The organism is Sulfitobacter sp. HI0129 (genome assembly GCF_001635395.1).
GTDB lineage: Bacteria > Pseudomonadota > Alphaproteobacteria > Rhodobacterales > Rhodobacteraceae > Sulfitobacter.
Genome location: NZ_LWGH01000578.1, coordinates 1 through 2,322, shown reverse-complemented (window position 1 = coordinate 2,322; position 2,322 = coordinate 1). Strand labels below are relative to the sequence as shown.

Annotated in this window: 2 protein-coding genes; one reads left to right on the top strand and one right to left on the bottom strand. The window is 57.8% G+C overall.

Annotated elements, in window-relative coordinates; translation table 11 throughout:
• The coding region (locus A3764_RS15545; RefSeq protein WP_067951747.1) for a hydantoinase B/oxoprolinase family protein at window positions 1-1,267 on the bottom strand (1,267 nt) is incomplete at its 3' end.
• A 284-nt stretch (window positions 1,268-1,551) separates the two neighbouring features.
• Here A3764_RS15545 and A3764_RS15540 point away from each other — a divergent pair.
• Window positions 1,552-2,322, top strand: a 771-nt coding sequence (locus tag A3764_RS15540; protein WP_150122215.1) for an AraC family transcriptional regulator, incomplete at its 3' end; no start/stop codon positions are given.

Genomic DNA, 2,322 nt, shown 5'->3' with positions numbered 1-2,322 from the left:
TCTCGATATCGCCCGAGGTCAGGGCCCCGAAACAGCACAGCGGTCCGCGCACGTGCCAGCCGTCCTGCGTGGCCGTAGCCCCTGCCCCCGAAATGACCGAGGCCAGAACCATGGTCACGTATTCTTCGTCGTGACGGTCGTCCCAACCGGCGATGTTACAGCCGTTGGCATGTCCCCAACTGGCCGAAACCTTGTCCGGTGCGGCCTGTTCGAATGCCAGACGAACAGCATCGGTCAGGGTTTCCATCGGCGTGGTGGTACAGTTCATGTGCGGTGCGGGGGATTTCGCGTTACACAGCGTCCCTTTGGGCCCCATGTTCACCGTCACGTTGCGATACAGCCCCTCGTTATAGGGTGGCGGCAATTGCGCAAACATCATCAGGCCGAGGTAAACACCCGAGTAGCTGTTGCCCTCGTAGGAGTTGATGAAATACGGGATCTGTGGCGGGCTTGCGATCTCGATATGGCAGGTTTCGCCCTTGATCGTGACGGTCGCGGTGATGTCGAAATCACCGAATCCGTGGCCCGCATCCTCAAGAACGGCCGTTCCGGTATAGGTGCCATCCGGAACCTGCGAAATCAGTTTGTCCATGTGCTTGTTGGCCATGCTCAACAGCACTTCGATGCAATCCTGAACGGTATCCTTGCCGTATTTGTCCATCAGCGCGACCAGATTGCGGGCGCCGACCTGACAGGCGCCGATCAGGGCGTTGAAATCCCCCTCTTGGTCGCGGCGCGCGCGCATGTTGGTCAGCAGCATGTTCAGCACGTCGTGACGCGGCTTGCCCTTGTCCCAGATTTTCACGGGGGGAATGCGCAGACCTTCGGCAAAAATCTCTTTGGCTTCGGGGTTATAACCTGCGGGCACCGGACCACCAATGTCGGTCAGGTGGCCCTTGCACACGGTCCAGAACACCAGCTCGCCCTGATAGAAAACGGGGTAGTACATGCAGGTATCAATGATGTGGCTACCCGCATAATCGGGGTCGTTATGCAGGATCAGATCGCCTTCGTTGATGTCGCCTTCAAAGAAACCAGCGACGGCCTTCATCGCCGGAATAAGCGAACCAAGGTGGATCGGAATATCCTGCCCTTGCAGGATCATTTCCGGCGTGTGGTTGAACAGGGCCGTGGAATAGTCATGCGCCAGATTGAACACGGAACTGCGCGCGGTTTTTTCCAGAGCCAGCGTCATTTCGCGCTGCGTGGTTTCCAGAACACCACGCACCACGGACAGCGTGATGGGGTCGACGGTAGGTGTAGCCATAAGGTCCTCCGAGGCTGTTACACACCGTCCGGACAAAGCTGTAGAGGCCCCGGAATCCGGGGGAATCTCCCTGTCAGCGCGCCGCCCGAAACGGCATTATCGTTGTTGTTGGATGCAGCCTGCCTGCGGAATCGCGCTTCGTCTTGACGATGGGTGCGCAATGATTTGCGAATCCGTGCACTTGGGCGTCAAAGCCCGTGAAAACGCTTGACACATGGGGTTTCGGCCCCTAGCCTTCCTTCCCTAGCCTTCCTTATAGTCAAGGCAAACAGGGGAGGTTGGTCATGACGTTGGAGCAATATTCTACGGACAACGCAGCAGCGCCACATCGTGCCGCAGCGTGGAGTTCGATCATTGCCGAAACCTATTTCCCTTTGCACTTGAGCTTCCGCTCGCCGGAAACGTTTCGGGGCCGGTTATCACGCCGCGAGATGGGGCAAATCTCGGTCTCTCGCCTGTCAACAGAACCCCTGCAGTTCGAGCGTCGTCCCCACCATATCAAGTCCGCCACGGAAGAAGAGTATCTGGTCACGATTCCCCTCAAGAGCCCCGTCGTGTTCCGGCAGCTGGGCAAAGAGGTCCGCTGCGATCCGGGCGGATTTATTCTGGAACGCGGCGACGAGCCCTACCGGTTTTCATATGAAAGCTGCGCCGATCTATATGTCATGAAGGTCGGGCGTCAGGCCCTTGCGGATCGTATCCATGATCCTGACCGCTTTTGCGCCAAGGTGCTGAACGGGTATTCCGGCATGGGGGCACTATTTTCGTCGATGGTACAAGGGGTACACGATCAGGAAATGTCGACAGATTACCGAAGCAGTTCGGTGCTGACACGGCATCTGCTGGAACTTCTGGCCCTATCGCTGGAAGAAGTCGGGGCCGAAGATCCCGGTGCGGGATCGTCGGTCCGGACAGCCCATTTACGGCGGGTCGAACAGGTCATTCGTGACAACCTGACGAACCCGAACCTGTCACCGGACATGATTGCCGACCTTTGCGGGATTTCAAAGCGGTACCTGCACGAGTTGTTCAAAGATGTGAATGGCACCGTATCC